Origin of the sequence: Methylobacterium mesophilicum SR1.6/6, from assembly GCF_000364445.2 — a bacterium.
GTDB classification, from domain to species: Bacteria; Pseudomonadota; Alphaproteobacteria; order Rhizobiales; family Beijerinckiaceae; genus Methylobacterium; species Methylobacterium mesophilicum_A.
Genome location: NZ_CP043538.1, coordinates 4,664,079 through 4,679,650, shown reverse-complemented (window position 1 = coordinate 4,679,650; position 15,572 = coordinate 4,664,079). Strand labels below are relative to the sequence as shown.

The window sequence follows — 15,572 nt, the reverse complement described above, 5'->3', positions numbered from 1 at the left end:
TTCCGGCCGCGCGGCGCGGTGCAGGAGACGGGAACTGAGAGGGCGGGGTGGGCTGCGCGGAGCGCGCCGCGCCTCGGGGAGAGTGGGGCGATGATCGTACGTAACGGGCTGGCACGGAAGTCGGCACTGATCGGCGCGGCCGCGCTCTCGGCCGCGGCCCTGGCCGGCTGCGAGACCGTCGGGAGCGCCGCCGGCCCGCGGCAATACGCGGTGCTGGAGACCGACACCACCGGCGCCACGAACGTCAACATCGCGTCGCTGACCGAGGTCGTGCAGCGCAACCCGAACGACGCGGCGGCCTACAACACCCGCGGCGCCGCCTACGCCCGGGCGGGCCAGTTCAACGACGCCATCGCGGACTTCACCAAGGCGATTCAGATCGACCCGAACTCAGCCTCGGCCTTCAACAACCGGGCGCTCGCCAGCCGTCAGGTCGGCCGCGACGGCCCGGCCCTGCAGGATTTCAGCAAGGCGATCCAGATCGATCCGAATTACGGTCCGGCCTATATCGGCCGCGCCAACGTCGAGCGCGCCCAGGGCAGCCTCGACCAGGCGCTCAACGACCTCAACGTCGCGATCCGGCTGATGCCCGAATCGGCCGAGGCCTACCATGCCCGCGGCCTCGTGCGGCAGAAGCAGGGTCAGGACACGCAGGCGATCGCCGATTTCGACGCCGCCATCGACCGCAACCCGTTCGTGTCCGCGCCCTACGCGGCCCGCGGCCAGAGTCTCATCGCCACGAACCAGTATCCGAAGGCGATCGAGGACTACAACGCCGCCCTCAACGTCAACAACAAGGACGCCACGTCGTGGGCGTATCGCGGCTTGGCCTACGAGAAGTCGGGCCAGCGCAAGGAAGCGCTGGAGAATTACCAGCGCGCCTCGACGATCGATCCCAACAATTCCGTCGCGCGCGCCGGTCTCGGCCGCGTGCAGGGTGGCGTGGGCTCGCTGTTCAACTGAAGGTCGCGGCCGCGGGGCTGGGTTCGATCCGCCCCGCGTCGTGAGTTGAGGAGCGGCCTCTCGGGCGAGGCCGATGTCTGATCTTCTCTTCTGAATCGCCGCGGCTCCGCTTCACTCGGTCATCCCGGGGCCGCGCAGCGGAGCCCGGGATCCAGACACGCCGACCTGCCATAGCCCTGCGATGTCGGCGGTTCTGAGTTGCCCGCCTCCGGCGTGCTCCTTCGGGTCCGGGCTCGCCTGCGGCGCCCCGGAAAGACGGGGCCGCTCGACAGGAACAAGCCCAAGGTAGGACGATAAATCTTCTCGAGCGTCGAGCCCTGAGCCCGCGGAGGAGAGGACACGCGCGCCTTACTCAGCACCGATTCAACTATCGATCCTGTTTCAAGTCGATCGGGAGCCGTGCGCGAGCGCCAAAACCCCAGTTCCGCCAGAGTTTTGATGCAGGTTTCTCGCGTCGCGGTAGAGCCAGGGGGTTAGGCCAGCGCATCGGGGCGATCGGACACCCGGTCGACGCGGATCGCTCGGGCGCGTCAGGAACCGGCCGGGAAGGCGTGCGCGAGATAGGCCCGGACGAAGGCCGGCATCCGCGCCGGATCGATGTCCGCCGCCCCGCGCACGATCTGCATCCCGGCGAGTTCCGGCTCCGCCTCGCTGCGAAGATGGGCCGCGATGCGCGCGTCCAGCAGATCGGCCGGCTCCGGGAAGTGCACCGGGCGCAGGAAGGCGAGCTGGCCTTCCCCTTCCAGCAGCACCCAGTCGGTGCCGGCATCCTCGGGCAATGCGAGGCCGGTCTCCTCGGTGAGTTCCCGGCCGGCGCTCCCGGCGAGGTCGACGCCGTCCCCGCGCACGTCGTCCGGATCCGGGGTGCCGCAGGGGAAGTAGAGCTGGCCGGCATTGGCCGTGTGGGCGCCCATCGCGCCGAGCAGGACGGCGCCGTCCGCGGTCCAGGGTACGATCGCCGCGAAGGCGTTGGCGATGCGCGCGTCGGCGTGCCGGACGTCCCGGTAGTAGGTGAAGGTCGCGTAGCGCGTCGCGAACAGGTCGAGCTGGGCGATGCCGTCGGCGATCGCCCAGGCGGAGCACAGCAGGACGGTGCCGTCGAACATGCCGGGGCTGCGGGCGATCCGGGCCTGCCAATGCGCCGCGATCGCGGCCGCGTTCTCCCTCGGGAAGGCCCAGTCGTGATCCACGAACCGCGCCGTGACGCCGGCGAGCCGCGTGAGGCGGAAGCCCTCGAAGAACCCGTCAGACATGCAGGACGCCGTCCGAGACCACCACGGCGCCGCCGCCGATCTCGACGCCCTGGAGGGCACCCGCCGCGACGGTGATCTGCAGGTCGATCGTGCTCGGCCGGCCCATGGCCTGCCCCTGGCGGATCGCCACGTCGTGGGTGCCGTCGCCGAGCGCCTCGAACTGCATCAGCACTCCCGCGAAGGCGGAGGCTGCCGAACCCGTGGCCGGGTCCTCCGGGACGCCGAAATTCGGCGCGAACATCCGCACCCGCCAGCTCTGGCCGGTGCGCTCGGGATCTGGGGTGTAGAGGTAGAGCCCGTCCGCCGGATCCGGGGCCTGCGCCGGACGGGCGGCGTCGAGGGCGGCGACCGAGGCGACCGGCACGCAGGTGAAGCTCGGCCCGACGCCGTGGCGGCTCGGCGCGTGCCGGCCGGTGCCGATGTCGCCGGGTTTCAGGCCGAGGAGCGGCGCCAGCACCGCGGGATCCGGCCCGGGGCCGAGATATTCCGGCAGGACCGGAAGCCGGAACCGCGCCCGCCCGCCGCCGCCGTCCGCGCGGGTCTCGACTACGCAGGGCACGATGCCGATCCCCTCCTCCAGGCCGAAGGCCCGGGCATCGCCGCGGGCCGGATCCTGGAGGGCCAGGAGCACCGCGGTCCCCACCGTCGGATGGCCGGCGAACGGCAGCTCGCGTCCGGGGGTGAAGATGCGCAAGCGCGCCCGGTACCGCGCCTCCGCGGGCGGCAGCACGAACACCGTCTCGGACAGGTTGAACTCCCGGGCGATGGCCTGCATGGCGGCGGTGTCGAGCCCCTCGGATTCGAGCACGACGGCGAGCGGGTTGCCGGCGAGCCGGTCCTCGGTGAACACGTCCAGGGTGACGAAGCGGCGCGCCATCGTGTCGTTCCTTGCTGATCCCGCGGGTCCGATCGACGGGGTGATGTCAAACCACCTCGACCGGAAACCGCACGCTTGGATTCACGTATTCCTCCTGCGCCGCGACCGTCAGGATCTCCCGGGATCCCGCCTCGGCGGTGCGCTTGAGCAGCCCGTAGACCGAGGCCGCCGCCGCGCCGAGCGCCGCTTCGGCCGAGCCGGTCCGCGCGTAGTGCACCAGGAACAGGGCCGCGATGCAGTCGCCCGCCCCGTTCACCGCGATGGCCAGCCGCGGGGTGCGGACCCGGAACAGCCGGCCCTCGGTGCCGGCGAGCAGGTCGATCCGGTCGGACGGCGTATCGGCGCAGAGCGCCGAGGTCACCAGCACCACCCGTGGCCCCCGGGCCTGAAGCGCCGCGATCGCCGCGCCGGCCTCCGCCAATGTGCTGTTCGGCAGCCCGGTGAGGCGGCCGAGTTCGAACTGGTTGGGAGTGAGGATGTCGGCATCCGGAACGGCGCGCTCGCGCAGGAACGCCTCGATCCCCGGCCGGACGTACACCCCCTCCTCGACGTCGCCGATCACCGGGTCGCAGCAGTAGAGTGCTTGGCGGTTCGCCGCCCGCACGGCACCAACCGCCTCCAGGATCGCGGCGCCGATCTCGGCCGAACCCATGTAGCCCGACAGCACCGCGTCGCAGGTGGGCAGCACCCCGCGCTCGCCGATGCCCTCGACCACCTCGCGGATCATCGCGGCGTCGAAGACCGGACCGCGCCACGCGCCGTAGCCCGTGTGGTTCGAGAACTGCACCGTGTGGACCGGCCAGACTTCGACGCCGAGCCGCTGCATCGGGAACACCGCCGAGGCGTTGCCGACATGGCCGTAGGCGACGTGGGACTGGATCGACAGGACGTTCAACGCGGGACTCGCTCGTAGTCACGCCTGGGTTAGCCGGTTCCCGCTCCGGCCGCACCCCCATCCCTTGCCGCCCTCCCCCGCGCGCCTCAGATGGGAGCGACCCCCCCCGTCTGAAGCTGAGCCCCATGGACCTCGAAGCCCTGCGCACGACGACCCTCGCCTTCGTGGAGGCGCACAAGGCCTGGACGCCGCTGATCGCGGGCGGCCTCGCCTTCTGCGAATCGATCGCGATCCTCTCGCTGTTCGTGCCGGCGACCGTGATCCTCATCGCCGTCGGCGCCCTGGTGGGCGGCGCCGACATCCCGTTCTGGCCGGTCGTCCTCGGCGCCGCCCTCGGCGCGGCGCTGGGAGACTGGATCTCCTACGAGGCGGGGCGCTGGCTCGGGCCGGGGGCGAAGACCAAGTGGCCGCTGCGGCGCTATCCCGAGCTGATGGCCAAGGCCGAGGCCTTCATCGGGCGCTGGGGCATCGCCGCCGTGGCGCTCGGGCGCTTCTTCGGCCCGGCCCGCGCCCTGGTCCCGCTGTTTGCCGGCATCCTCGGCCTGTCGAGGCTGCCGTTCCAGCTCGCCAACGTCGCCTCGGCCCTGGTCTGGGCCTTCGTGCTTCTGGCCCCCGGGCCGGGCTGCTGACATGGCTCGACCGATGAAGGGGCGCGACCGCTGATGCGCCGCTTCCCGCCGGAGCGGATCGTCTGCCTCACCGAGGAGACCGTCGAGACCCTGTACCTGCTGGGCGCGGAGGATCGCATCGTCGGCGTCTCGGGCTACGCGGTGCGCCCACCACGGGTCCGGAAGGAGAAGCCGCGCGTCTCGGCCTTCACCAGCGCCGACATCCCGAAGATCCTGGCCCTCGCGCCGGATCTGGTCCTCGCCTTCTCGGACCTCCAGGCCGACATCGTCGCCGACCTCGCCCGCGCGGGGGTGGCGGTCCACCTGTTCAACCAGCGCGACGTGGCGGGCTGCCTCGCCATGGTGCGCACGCTGGGCGCGCTCGTGGGCCTGCCCGAGCGGGCCGAGATCCTGGCGGCCGGCTTCGAGGCGCGGCTGGCGGAGGCGGAAGCAGCAGTGCGGGACCGTCCGCCCCTGCGGGTCTACTTCGAGGAGTGGGATGCGCCGATGATCTCCGGGATCGGCTGGGTCTCGGACCTGATCGGCCTCGCGGGCGGCCGCGACGTCTTCCCGGCCCTGAGCCGGCAGCCGGCCGCGAAGGACCGGATCGTCACCGCCGAGGCGGTGGTCGCGGCCGCGCCCGACGTGATCCTCGCATCCTGGTGCGGGAAGCGGGTCAACGTCGACCGCATCCGGTCGCGGCCCGGCTGGGACGCGATCCCGGCCGTGCGCGACGGGCGCATCCACGAGATCAAGTCGCCGCTCATCCTGCAGCCCGGCCCGGCCGCGCTCACCGACGGGTTCGACGCGATCCGGACCTGCCTCGGATGAACGTCCCGGGGTGATCCCGCGCCGCAGGTGACGGACGGCGCCGGGATTGGCAGGATGTGCCGATTCGGTACAGACGCATCCCCCAAGAGTGATGTCCGCTTCCCTCGCCCTTCCCGATTCCGCCGCCTCGATTGCCGAGGCGTTGCTGCCGCCCGACCGGCGGCAGTCGCCGACAGCCCTTCGGATCCAGCGCGGCGTGCGCCGGCTGTTCTCCGAGATGGGCTGCGTCACGCTGCCGGAATTCTCCCTCGTCAACGGCCGCCGGGCCGACGTCATCGCCCTTTGCGGCGCCGGGAAGCTCACCATCGTGGAGATCAAGTCGAGCGTCGCGGATTTCCGCGCCGACCGGAAATGGCCGGATTACCGCGATTTCTGCGACCGCTTCTTCTTCGCGATCCCCGAGGACGTGCCGGAGGCGCTGATCCCCGAGGAATGCGGGCTGATCGTCGCCGACGCCTACGGGGCCGGGATCCTGCGGGAGCCCCCCGAGCACCCGCTGAGCGGCGCCCGCCGCAAGGCCGTGACGCTCCGCTTCGCCCACAGCGCCGCGCGCATCCTGCACGCGCTGGCCGATCCCGGCGCGGTGCGGGAGGGAGCGCTGTAGCGCCTCAACCTGAGCGCTTCTCCCGGGGCCGGCAGGCTGCTGCGAAGCGCGCAAAGACGCGGACGCCGCAACGGCTTCGGCATCCGGCGATCGACAGGCCAGCCCGCTGAACAAGCCGTGCCGGTGTTCATGGTGTTCATACAGGCGGAAAACGTCCTAGAACGGCCGAGCTTGCCGGAGTTCCGGCGCGAAACCGGTCGATCCATGACATCCGTCGCCCTGTTCGAGCTGATCCTGGGCCTGCTCGGCGCTGCCCTGCTGCTGTCGCTGGCGGCCGGGCGCCTGGGCTTTCCGCCGGCCGCGGCCCTGGTCGTCGGCGGCATGGCGCTGGCTCTGGCGCCGGGCTTGCCGGCCTTCGACCTCGACCCGGACCTGATCATGGTCCTGTTCCTGCCGCCGCTCCTGCTCGAATCCGCCTACTTCACCGTCTGGCGCGACTTCCGGGCGAGCCTCGGCCCGATCCTGTCGCTCTCGCTTGGGGCGGTCCTGTTCACGACCCTGGTGGTGGGGCTCGTCGCGCACATGCTCGTGCCCGCCCTGCCCTGGGCCGCCTGCTTCGCGCTGGGCGCCATCGTCTCGCCGCCGGACGCGGTGGCCGCCAAGGCTGTGCTGGCCCGCGTCGCTTTGCCCCGCCGGATGATCACGGTCCTGGAGGGCGAGAGCCTCGTCAACGACGCGTCGGGACTCGTGCTCTACCGGTTCGCCGTGGCAGCCGCGCTGACGGGCAGCTTCAGCGCCTGGGCGGCGGCCGGCAGCTTCGCGTGGCTCGCGGTGGCCGGCGTCGCGGTCGGGATCGCCTGCGGGCTGGCGGTGAACGCCGTGATGCGGCGGCTGCACGATGCCAACGCCATCACGGTGCTGAGCTTCCTCGCCGCCTACGTCGCCTACCTCGCGGCCGAGGAGGTCCACGCCTCCGGCGTCCTCGCCGTGGTCGCCTGCGGCCTGATGATGGGCGGCCGGGAGCACGAGACCTTCGATGCCCATGCCCGCCGCCATTCCGTGGCGGTGTGGGAATTCGTGGTGTTCGTCCTGGAGGCCCTGGTCTTCGTGCTGATCGGGCTGGCGCTCCGCGGCGTGCTGGCGCGGAGCGGCGGGCAGGTCGGCGCGCTCGCGGCGGACCTGCCCCTGGCGCTCGCCGTCACGGCGGCCTGCGTGATCGCCCGGCTGCTCTGGGTGTTCCCGGCCGTCTACCTGCGGCGGCTCGTGTCGCCGCGGCATCGCGCGCGGGAACCGGCTCCGCGCCCCGCCGTGCCGCTGATCGTGGGCTGGGCCGGCATGCGCGGAGTCGTGACCCTCGCGGCCGCTCTGGCCCTGCCGGTGGATTTCCCGGGCCGCGACGCGATCCTGATCGCGGCTTTCGTGGTGATCCTGTTCACCGTGCTGGTCCAGGGCACCACGCTGGGCCCGCTGATCCGCCGGCTGCGCCTCGACCCGATCGCACATCTGCCCGACGGTCATCTCGACGCGCCGATGGCTCGCGTGGTCGTCAACGAGGCCGGGCTGACCGCCCTGGAGGGACTGGTGTTTCCCGAGAGCGGCGCGCTCCAGCACCCGCGCCTCGTCGAGGAATACCGCCGCCGGGTCCGGGCGACGTCCCGCGACCGCGACGAGCGGAAGGCCCTGGAAGCCGAGAAGAACGAGCACTTCGCCGCCGCGCTGCTCGCCGTGCGGTCAGGCCGGTCGGCGCTGATCGGCCTGCACCGGGAGAACCGGATCCACAGCTCGGTGCTGCGTCAGCTGGAGGCGGAGATCGACCTGGAGGAACTCCACCTCAAGCGGCTGGCCGGGGCCGCGCCGGCCCACGGCTGAGCCCGACCACGACGGTCAGTGGGCGGCGCAGCCGTCCGCGGGCTGGCCGTAGCCGCTGTAGACCACGCGCACCTTGCGCAGGCAGGTTCCTTCGGACTTCGGCGCCGCCGCCACGGGGGCGACCTCCACCGGCTCGACCCGCAGGGTGGCGGCCACCGGCTGGTCCTCCGACGTCGCCAGGGCGCGGCTGGCGCTCATCACGAACGGCGTGGCGACGAGCGACGAGATGGCGAGCGCGGCGAAGACGGCGATGTTCTTGCGGCCGAAGGTATTGAGCGTGCGGGCAGTGCGCATGACTGGTCGTCCGATGTCGTCTGTTCGGCAGCGCTGAGGTGCCGAGATCCCCTGTTGCGGCGATAACTTGGCCGTTGCCTTGACGGTTCCCGGTATTGCCCAAAAACCGCCACGCTTGCGTGTCCCGCCGCACGTCGGAGCCCGGTCTCAGAAGATCTTGCGGTACTGCACGAAGCCCGACTTGTCGGCGATCCGGTCGTAGAGCTGCATCGCGTCGGCGTTGGTCTCGTGGGTCAGCCAGTGAACGCGGGAGCAGCCCGCCGCCTCCGCGGCCGCGTAGACGTGCTCGATCAGCCGCCGCCCGATCCCGAGACCCCGTGTGCCGTCCGCCACGAACAGGTCCTGCAGGTAGCAATAATCGCCGATCGTCCAGGCCGAGCGATGGCGGATGTGGTGAACGAGGCCGACGGCTTCGGCCCCGCGCCAGGCCAGGGCGCCGTCGACCGGCTCGGCCGGGTCGTTGAGGCGCCGCCAGGTCGTGTCCGTGACGGCCGCCGGCAGATCGACCTTGTAGAAGGCCTGATAGCCCCGCCAGAGCGGCAGCCATGCGTCCCGGTCGCCTGCGCCGATCGGGCGGATCGCGATGCCGGCCGTGTCCCCGTCCATGATGTCCTCCGTGTGCCGTCGGGCGGGATCGGATCACCAACCGCCCCGGTCGCGCAAGCCGCTCCGCCTTGCACCCCTGCCCGCCGACACCTAAACCGGCCCGCCGGCGGCCCGATCCGCCGTACGAGCCCGAGCCTCCGAGAGCGATGTCCCAGACGAAATCCTTCCAGGGTCTGATCCTGACGCTTCAGGAATTCTGGGCGGCGCAGGGCTGCGTGATCCTCCAGCCCTACGACATGGAGGTCGGCGCCGGCACCTTCCATCCGGCCACGACCCTGCGGGCGCTCGGCCCGAAGCCCTGGAAGGCGGCCTACGTGCAGCCCTCGCGCAGGCCCAAGGACGGCCGCTACGGCGAGAACCCCAACCGGCTGCAGCACTATTACCAGTTCCAGGTGATCCTGAAGCCGAACCCGCCGAACCTGCAGGAGCTCTATCTCGCCTCGCTGGCCGCCATCGGCGTCGACCTGAAGCTCCACGACATCCGCTTCGTCGAGGACGACTGGGAGAGCCCGACGCTCGGTGCCTGGGGCTTGGGCTGGGAGTGCTGGTGCGACGGGATGGAGGTCAGCCAGTTCACCTATTTCCAGCAGGTGGCGGGCTTCGAATGCGCGCCGGTGGCGGGCGAGTTGACCTACGGGCTGGAGCGCCTCGCCATGTACGTCCAGGGCGTCGAGAACGTCTACGACCTCGACTTCAACGGCGCCGAAGGTCCCGACCGGATCACCTACGGCGACGTGTTCCTGCAGGCCGAGCAGGAATATTCCCGCCACAACTTCGAGTCGGCCGACACCGCGATGCTGTTCCGCCAGTTCACCGACGCGGAGACCGCCTGCCGCTCCTACCTCGACGCGGGCGCGCCGGACGCGGAGGGCGCGCGCCACCGGATGGCCCAGCCGGCCTACGACCAGTGCATCAAGGCGAGCCACGTCTTCAACCTGCTCGACGCGCGCGGCGTGATCTCGGTGACCGAGCGCCAGAGCTACATCCTGCGGGTGCGGGAACTCGCCAAGGCCTGCGGCGCGGCGTGGCTGAAGACGGCGGCCGGGGGGGCTTGAGGCTTCTCCAAGAAGGCGGTGCGGGCCGCGATCGGCGCGGCCCGGATCGTTGCGAGCCGAGCGAAGCCATCCGGCGACGCTCCGCACGGGAGGGCCAACGCGCAGTCCTGACCTGCCGCGTCGCGCTCACGATGACGGCATGTGGGCCCGGCGGAGCCCCTGGCCCCCTCGCGCGTTGCAACCCCCGCCAACCGGCGCGCTTCGGCGCGTCCGCAGACGCGGGAACACGCCTATGAAGAAGACCCTCCTCGCCCTCAGCCTCGTCGGGCTCGGCCTCGCCCCCGCGCTGGCGGCCGATCCCGGTCCGGAGGCCGTGGTCAAGAAACTCTACGCCGAGCCGCACCCGAATCACTCGGCGGTCTACACGAAGCGGCTCCAGGGCCTGTTCGACGCCGATGCCAAGCAGGCCAACGGTGCCACCGGCAACCTCGATTTTGACTTCCGCCTCAACGGCGAGCCGATGAAGCCCGACACGGTGAAGAGCCTGACCTTCCGGGAGGCCACTGAGGGCAAGGATCAGGCGAAGGTCACGGTGGAGCGCAAGGGCGGCGACGGCTCGAAGTCGATCGTCTACGACCTCGTGCGCGAGGATGGCGGCTGGAAGGTCTCGGACGCCCACGCCATCGGCGACCGCAAGTGGCAGCTCTCGACGATCCTCAAGGGCGAGGCGCGCTGACGCCGTCAGGCGGCCCTCGACAGGGGTGCGGCGCGGCGATATGGCCGCGCCATGCCCGACCTCCTGCTCGAACTCCGCTCGGAAGAGATCCCCGCCCGCATGCAGCGGCGCGCCGCGGAGGATCTGAAGAAGCTCGTCACCGACGCCCTGGTGGCGCGCGGCTTCCTGTACGAGGGCGCCAAGGCGTTCTCCACGCCGCGCCGGCTGGCGCTTCAGATCGCAGGCCTCCCCGCCCGGGGCGAGGCGGTCCGCGAGGAGCGCCGCGGGCCACGGGTCGGCGCCCCCGAGGCGGCCGTCCAGGGCTTCCTGAAGGGCGCGGGGCTGACCAGCCTGGATCAGGCCACGACCGTCACCGACCCGAAGAAGGGCGCGTTCTACCTCGCGGTGATCGAGCGCCCCGGCCGCGAGACGCTGGACGTCCTGGCCGAACTCCTGCCCGAGATCATCCGGACCTTCCCCTGGCCGAAATCCATGCGCTGGGGCGCGGCCTCGGCCGAGCCTGGATCCCTCCGCTGGGTGCGCCCGCTGCAATCGATCGTCGCCACCTTCGGGCCGGAGACCGAAACGCCCGAGGTGGTGCCGTTCTCGGTCGGCGGGATCGCGGCCGGCACCACGACCTACGGCCACCGCTTCCTCGCCCCCGAGGCGATCGAGGTGCGCCGGTTCGACGACTACATCCAGGCCCTGGAGCGGGCGAAGGTCATCCTCGACGCCGACCGGCGCAAGGACGTGATCCTGCACGACGCCCGCGACCTCGCCTTCGCCCAGAACCTCGACCTCGTGGAGGACGAGGGCCTGCTGGAGGAGGTGGCCGGCCTCGTCGAATGGCCGGTGGTGCTGATGGGCTCGTTCGACGCGAGCTTCCTCGACATCCCCGCCGAGGCGATCCGGGCGACGATCCGGGCGAACCAGAAGTGCTTCGTGCTGCGGACATCCGGCTCGGAGGATCTGGCCCCCGCCTTCATCCTGGTCTCGAACCTCGTGGCCTCGGACGGCGCGCAGGCGATCACCGCCGGCAACGAGCGGGTGGTCCGGGCGCGCCTGTCGGACGCGAAGTTCTTCTGGGAGACCGACAAGGCGACCCGCCTGGAGGATCGGCTCCCGAAGCTCGACAGCATCGTGTTCCACGAGAAGCTCGGGACGCAGGGTGAGCGGATCGCCCGCATCGCCGCTCTGGCGAAGGACCTCGCGCCGCTGGTGGGCGCAGATCCGACCCTGACCGAGCGCGCCGCGCGCCTTGCCAAGGCCGATCTCGTCACCGAGATGGTCGGCGAGTTCCCCGAGCTGCAGGGCCTGATGGGGCGCAAGTACGCGGCGCTTCAGGGCGAGCACGCAAGCGTCTGCGCGGCCATCGAGGAGCATTACAAGCCGCTGGGGCCGTCCGACCGGGTTCCGAGCGATCCCGTATCGATCGCGGTGGCGCTCGCCGACAAGCTCGACACCCTGGTGGGGTTCTGGGCCATCGACGAGAAGCCCACGGGGAGCAAGGACCCGTTCGCCCTGCGGCGGGCAGCCCTGGGCGTGATCCGGCTGATCCTTGACCGTGCGCTGCGCCTGCGCCTGCTGGAACAGTTCGGCGCGGCGGATCGCGGTGTGGCCGGGCAGGCCGGCGCGGATGCGAAGGATCTCCTCGCGTTCTTCGCCGACCGTCTGAAGGTCTACCTTCGCGACCAGGGTGCTCGGCACGATCTTGTGGATGCGGTCTTCGCGCTGCCGGGTCAGGACGATCTCCTGCTGATCGTCCGCCGGGTCGAGGCCCTGCAGGACTTCCTCGACACCGAGGACGGGAAGAACCTGCTCGCGGGCTACAAGCGCGCGGCCAACATCCTGCGCATCGAGGAGAAGAAGGACGGCCGCGCCTACGACGCCGCGCCCGATGCCGCCCTCGCCGCCGCGGGCGAGCCGGCCGAGCGGGCGCTGGCCGAGGCCCTTGCCAGGGCGCGGGAGACCGCCTCGGCCGCCATCGCCCGGGAGGATTTTTCCGCCGCCATGCAGGCGCTCTCGACGCTGCGCGCGCCGGTGGACGCGTTCTTCCAGGACGTGACCGTGAACGCCCCCGACCCGAAGCTCCGCGAGAACCGCCTGCTACTCCTCAACGCGCTGCGCGCCGCGACCCGGGAGGTGGCGGAGTTCTCGAAGATCGAGGGTTGATACGGTCTCCGGGTGGTCGCTTCGGTCGGTGCAGCCCGCTCCGTCATCGCGAGCGGAGCGAAGCGGTCCAGGGTCGCGCGGCATCGGTCAGCTCTGGCACGACACGGCCTTGCGTCTTTCGCGAGGACGGCGGCACCGACGTGATCAGCCGGAATCGGTATGAGACGCGCCTCGCCCACCCGATCGGTGTATGAGGCCGGCGGCGACCGGTCCGCCGGCCGGAACGGCTCAGCTCGAACGAAGATCCTCCCGATGCGCGCGCGACTCCTCGCCTGCCTGCCGCTCGCCTTCCTCGCCGGCCCGGCCACGGCGCAGGAGGGGCCGGTCCTCCAGACCCTGGACTACGCCAACACGCGCTATTCGACCCTCGACCAGATCGACGCCGACAATGTCGGGCGCCTGAAGGTCGCCTGGACCTTCTCCACCGGCGTCCTGCGCGGCCACGAGGGCGCGCCGATCGTGGTCGGGCATGTGATGGTCGTGCACACGCCGTTTCCCAACGTGGTCTACGCCCTCGACCTCGACCGGGGCGGAAAGATCCTGTGGCGCTACGTCCCGCGGCAGGAGGCGGGGGTCATCGCCGTGATGTGCTGCGACACGGTCTCGCGCGGACTGGCCTACGCGGAGGGGCGGCTGTTCCTGCAGCAGGCCGACACCACCGTGGTGGCCCTCGATCCGGAGACCGGGCGGGTGCTGTGGTCGGTGAAGAACGGTGATCCGGGCCGGGGCGAGACCAACACCGCCACGGTCCTGCCGGTCCACGGCAAGCTCATCGTCGGGCTGGCGGGGGGCGAGTACGGGGCGCGCTGCCACGTCACCGCCTACGACCAGGCGACGGGCCGGCGTCTCTGGCGCGCCTACGCCACCGGTCCCGATGCCGACATGCTGGTCGATCCGGCGACGACGACCGAGCTCGGGCACCCGATCGGCAAGGATTCCTCCCTGACGAGCTGGGAGGGTGACCAGTGGCAGACCGGCGGCGCCTGCAGCTGGGGCTGGTTCTCCTACGATCCGGACCTGAACCTCGTCTATTACGGCACCGGCAATCCCTCGACTTGGAACCCGAACCAGCGCCCGGGCGACAACCGGTGGGCCCAGGCGATCATCGCCCGCGACGCCGATACGGGCATCGCCCGCTGGGTCTACCAGATGACCCCCCACGACCAGTGGGACTACGACGGCGTCAACGAGATGATCCTGACCGAGCAGGTGATCGGCGGGCGCCCCCGCAAGGTGCTGACGCATTTCGACCGCAACGGCTTCGGCTACACGCTGAACCGGGCCACGGGCGAACTGCTGGTGGCGGAGAAGTTCGATCCCACGGTGAACTGGGCCAGCCGGGTCGAGATGGATCCCGCCGCGCCGGGCTATGGCCGGCCGGTGATCGACAAGCGCTACGCCCCCGGCGAGGCCGACGAGGACGAGACCACGAAGAACATCTGCCCCGGAGCGCTGGGCGCCAAGAACCAGCAGCCGGCGGCCTACTCGGCCAGGACGCGGCTGTTCTACGTGCCGACCAACCACATGTGCATGGATTACGAGGCGTTCCGGGTCACCTACACGCCCGGCCAGCCCTATGTCGGCGCGACGCTGACCCTGCACCCGCCGGAGGGCACCGACCGGACCGGGGCGTTCATCGCCTGGGACGGGGCGAAGGGCCGGATCGCCTGGACGATCCCCGAGCCGTTCTCGGTCTGGTCGGGGGCGCTCGCCACGGCTGGCGACGTGGTCTTCTACGGCACGCTGGAAGGCTACCTGAAGGCGGTCGATGCCCGGGACGGGCACGAACTCTACCGGTTCAAGACGCCGTCCGGCATCGTCGGCAATGTCACCACCTACCGGCACGACGGGAAGCAGTACGTGGCGGTGCTGTCCGGGGTCGGCGGCTGGGCCGGGATCGGTCTCGCGGCCGGGCTGACCGACCCGGCCGACGGATCGGGGGCGGTGGGCGGCTACGCGGCCCTGTCGCAGTACACGGCGCCGGGCGGGCAGCTCACGGTGTTCGAACTGCCGGATCCGGTGCCGCCGGCCGCGCACTGACGAAGTCCACGAAGGCGCGCAGGGGGGCCGGTACAAGGCGCCGGCCCGGGTAGTACAGGAAGGGGCCGGAGAAGACCTGCCACCAGGGCTCCAGCACCGGTTCCAGGGCGCCGCTGTCGAGGAGCGGACGCAGCCAGTCCTCGAACAGGTGGATGATCCCCGTTCCGGCGACCGCCGCCGCCACCGCGAGGTCGCTGGCGCCGACACGCACGATCAGCGGCCCGGACGGATCCACCCTGACGACCGCGCCGTCGCGCTCGAATTCCCAGGGCGCCGTCAGGGCTCCGCTGGGAAACCGGCCGAGCAGGCAGGCATGGTCCAGGAGGTCCCGCGGATGGTCCGGGCGCCCGCACCGGTCGAGATAGGCCGGGGACGCCGCGGTGGCGAAGCGCTGCCGCCGCGGGCCGATCGGCACGGCGATCATGTCCTGCTCCAGCCGCTCGTCGTAGCGGATGCCGGCGTCGCAGCCCGCCGCCAGCACGTCCACGAACCCGTCCTCGACCACCACCTCCAGGCGGATCTCCGGATACGCCGCCAGGAAGGACGGCACGAGCGCCGGCAGCACCAGCCGGGCGGCGCTCAGCGGCACGTTGAGCCGCAGCGTCCCGGCCGGCCGGTCGCGGAACCCGTTCACCACGTCGAGGGCGGATTCCACTTCGGCGAGGGCCGGGCCGAGCCGTTCGAGCAGGCGGGCGCCGGCCTCGGTCGGCGCGACGCTGCGGGTGGTGCGGTTCAGGAGGCGCACGCCCAGGCCCGCCTCCAGCCGGCGCACCGCCTCGCTGAGGCCCGACGCGCTCCCGCCGCACGCCCGGGCGCCATCGCGAAAGCCGCCGGCCCGCGCCACGGTCACGAAGGCGGCAAGGTCCGTGAGATCCTGGGTCATCGTTCGAGAATCCGCACAGGCCGTGCC

At 71.4% G+C, this 15,572-nt stretch carries 15 protein-coding genes; 9 read left to right on the top strand and 6 right to left on the bottom strand.

All coding sequences use genetic code 11. The features are described from left to right. Positions 1–90: 90 nt before the first annotated feature. Positions 91–963, top strand: coding sequence for a tetratricopeptide repeat protein (locus tag MMSR116_RS22230; RefSeq protein WP_010686304.1), 873 nt, complete (start codon positions 91–93; stop codon positions 961–963). 530 nt (positions 964–1,493) lie between these two features. On the opposite strand, the gene MMSR116_RS22225 is transcribed toward MMSR116_RS22230, so the two are convergent. Genes MMSR116_RS22225 through pdxY form a run of 3 tightly spaced genes read right to left on the bottom strand, consistent with a single transcriptional unit; the run spans position 1,494 to position 3,988 of the window. Next, entirely contained in the window at positions 1,494–2,216 is a 723-nt protein-coding gene (locus tag MMSR116_RS22225) for an NUDIX hydrolase (protein WP_010686305.1), read from the bottom strand. After that, entirely contained in the window at positions 2,209–3,093 is an 885-nt protein-coding gene (locus MMSR116_RS22220) for a PhzF family phenazine biosynthesis protein (protein ID WP_010686306.1), read from the bottom strand. The genes MMSR116_RS22225 and MMSR116_RS22220 overlap by 8 nt, the downstream gene beginning before the upstream one ends. A gap of 46 nt (positions 3,094–3,139) precedes the next feature. Further along, positions 3,140–3,988: a pyridoxal kinase PdxY gene (gene pdxY / locus MMSR116_RS22215; protein WP_010686307.1), complete on the bottom strand. Its 849-nt coding sequence runs from the start codon at positions 3,986–3,988 to the stop codon at positions 3,140–3,142. Positions 3,989–4,113: 125 nt separating this feature from the next. On the opposite strand from pdxY, the gene MMSR116_RS22210 reads away from it, so the two are divergent. From MMSR116_RS22210 to MMSR116_RS22195, 4 genes are all read left to right on the top strand, one after another. Further along, positions 4,114–4,617: a DedA family protein gene (locus tag MMSR116_RS22210; protein ID WP_158169101.1), complete on the top strand. Its 504-nt coding sequence runs from the start codon at positions 4,114–4,116 to the stop codon at positions 4,615–4,617. Between the two features lie 33 nt (positions 4,618–4,650). After that, a complete protein-coding gene (locus tag MMSR116_RS22205) occupies positions 4,651–5,427 on the top strand; it encodes a cobalamin-binding protein (protein WP_010686309.1) in 777 nt (258 codons plus the stop codon). Between the two features lie 91 nt (positions 5,428–5,518). Further along, entirely contained in the window at positions 5,519–6,031 is a 513-nt protein-coding gene (locus tag MMSR116_RS22200) for an MmcB family DNA repair protein (RefSeq protein WP_010686310.1), read from the top strand. Positions 6,032–6,235: 204 nt separating this feature from the next. Continuing rightward, complete coding sequence (locus tag MMSR116_RS22195) at positions 6,236–7,840, top strand: Na+/H+ antiporter (protein WP_010686311.1); 1,605 nt, start codon at positions 6,236–6,238, stop codon at positions 7,838–7,840. Positions 7,841–7,855: 15 nt separating this feature from the next. Here MMSR116_RS22195 and MMSR116_RS22190 read toward each other — a convergent pair whose 3' ends face one another. Together MMSR116_RS22190 and MMSR116_RS22185 are read right to left on the bottom strand one after the other, a co-directional pair. Then, positions 7,856–8,134, bottom strand: a complete 279-nt coding sequence (locus MMSR116_RS22190; protein ID WP_010686312.1) for a hypothetical protein — start codon at positions 8,132–8,134, stop codon at positions 7,856–7,858. 147 nt (positions 8,135–8,281) lie between these two features. Continuing rightward, a complete protein-coding gene (locus tag MMSR116_RS22185; protein ID WP_010686313.1) occupies positions 8,282–8,740 on the bottom strand; it encodes a GNAT family N-acetyltransferase in 459 nt (152 codons plus the stop codon). Positions 8,741–8,886: 146 nt separating this feature from the next. Between MMSR116_RS22185 and MMSR116_RS22180 the strand changes: the two genes are divergently transcribed. The 4 genes from MMSR116_RS22180 (at position 8,887) to MMSR116_RS22165 (ending at position 14,662) form a co-directional block, all read left to right on the top strand. After that, positions 8,887–9,795, top strand: coding sequence for a glycine--tRNA ligase subunit alpha (locus MMSR116_RS22180; RefSeq protein ID WP_010686314.1), 909 nt, complete (start codon positions 8,887–8,889; stop codon positions 9,793–9,795). 232 nt (positions 9,796–10,027) lie between these two features. Continuing rightward, positions 10,028–10,471 carry a hypothetical protein gene (locus tag MMSR116_RS22175; RefSeq protein WP_010686315.1) on the top strand — a complete coding sequence of 148 codons (444 nt, stop codon included), beginning with the start codon at positions 10,028–10,030 and terminating at the stop codon, positions 10,469–10,471. Between the two features lie 51 nt (positions 10,472–10,522). After that, positions 10,523–12,622, top strand: coding sequence for a glycine--tRNA ligase subunit beta (gene glyS / locus MMSR116_RS22170; protein ID WP_039894367.1), 2,100 nt, complete (start codon positions 10,523–10,525; stop codon positions 12,620–12,622). 252 nt (positions 12,623–12,874) lie between these two features. Further along, on the top strand, positions 12,875–14,662 hold the full coding sequence (locus tag MMSR116_RS22165; protein WP_010686317.1) for a methanol/ethanol family PQQ-dependent dehydrogenase: 1,788 nt from the start codon (positions 12,875–12,877) through the stop codon (positions 14,660–14,662). Here the strand turns inward: MMSR116_RS22165 and MMSR116_RS22160 are convergent. Then, the gene (locus tag MMSR116_RS22160; RefSeq protein ID WP_010686318.1) at positions 14,616–15,545 is read right to left on the bottom strand and encodes a LysR family transcriptional regulator; all 930 of its coding nucleotides are present in this window, start codon (positions 15,543–15,545) and stop codon (positions 14,616–14,618) included. The genes MMSR116_RS22165 and MMSR116_RS22160 overlap by 47 nt on opposite strands. Positions 15,546–15,572: the final 27 nt, after the last annotated feature.

Coding starts and splice junctions, on each gene's coding strand:
- MMSR116_RS22200 (WP_010686310.1), top strand. CDS start 5,519: ATGTCCGCTTCCCTCGCCCTTCCCGATTCCGCCGCCTCGATTGCCGAG.
- MMSR116_RS22195 (WP_010686311.1), top strand. CDS start 6,236: ATGACATCCGTCGCCCTGTTCGAGCTGATCCTGGGCCTGCTCGGCGCT.
- MMSR116_RS22190 (WP_010686312.1), bottom strand. CDS start 8,134: ATGCGCACTGCCCGCACGCTCAATACCTTCGGCCGCAAGAACATCGCC.
- glyS (WP_039894367.1), top strand. CDS start 10,523: ATGCCCGACCTCCTGCTCGAACTCCGCTCGGAAGAGATCCCCGCCCGC.
- MMSR116_RS22210 (WP_158169101.1), top strand. CDS start 4,114: ATGGACCTCGAAGCCCTGCGCACGACGACCCTCGCCTTCGTGGAGGCG.
- MMSR116_RS22230 (WP_010686304.1), top strand. CDS start 91: ATGATCGTACGTAACGGGCTGGCACGGAAGTCGGCACTGATCGGCGCG.
- MMSR116_RS22225 (WP_010686305.1), bottom strand. CDS start 2,216: ATGTCTGACGGGTTCTTCGAGGGCTTCCGCCTCACGCGGCTCGCCGGC.
- MMSR116_RS22175 (WP_010686315.1), top strand. CDS start 10,028: ATGAAGAAGACCCTCCTCGCCCTCAGCCTCGTCGGGCTCGGCCTCGCC.
- MMSR116_RS22180 (WP_010686314.1), top strand. CDS start 8,887: ATGTCCCAGACGAAATCCTTCCAGGGTCTGATCCTGACGCTTCAGGAA.
- MMSR116_RS22185 (WP_010686313.1), bottom strand. CDS start 8,740: ATGGACGGGGACACGGCCGGCATCGCGATCCGCCCGATCGGCGCAGGC.
- MMSR116_RS22205 (WP_010686309.1), top strand. CDS start 4,651: ATGCGCCGCTTCCCGCCGGAGCGGATCGTCTGCCTCACCGAGGAGACC.
- MMSR116_RS22220 (WP_010686306.1), bottom strand. CDS start 3,093: ATGGCGCGCCGCTTCGTCACCCTGGACGTGTTCACCGAGGACCGGCTC.
- MMSR116_RS22165 (WP_010686317.1), top strand. CDS start 12,875: ATGCGCGCGCGACTCCTCGCCTGCCTGCCGCTCGCCTTCCTCGCCGGC.
- MMSR116_RS22160 (WP_010686318.1), bottom strand. CDS start 15,545: ATGACCCAGGATCTCACGGACCTTGCCGCCTTCGTGACCGTGGCGCGG.